The organism is Domibacillus sp. 8LH, assembly GCF_038806185.1.
GTDB lineage: Bacteria > Bacillota > Bacilli > Bacillales > Domibacillaceae > Domibacillus > Domibacillus indicus_A.
The window spans coordinates 1-244 of sequence record NZ_JAVJNG010000293.1; the positions used below are offsets into that span (position 1 = coordinate 1).

Below are 244 nucleotides of genomic sequence, written 5' to 3' on the forward strand. Positions count from 1 at the left end.
GGCAAACCTTGACCAACTTCTTGGCTAATCATGAAAAGATCCAATTCCTTACCAAGTTTACGGTGGTCACGTTCTTTGGCCTCTTCACGCATTTGCAGGTATGCTTTGAGATCTTTTTTGTCAAACCAGGCTGTACCATACACACGTTGCATCATTGGATTTTCGCTCTTACCACGCCAATATGCACCAGCCACGTTGAGCAATTCAAAAATCTGGATACGGCCTGTTGACGGAACGTGTGGGC

1 pseudogene is annotated in these 244 nt (G+C 45.9%); it reads right to left on the reverse strand.

The features are described 5' to 3' along the window. Positions 1-244: pseudogene (locus tag RG959_RS24765) on the reverse strand (threonine--tRNA ligase); the annotation flags it as partial.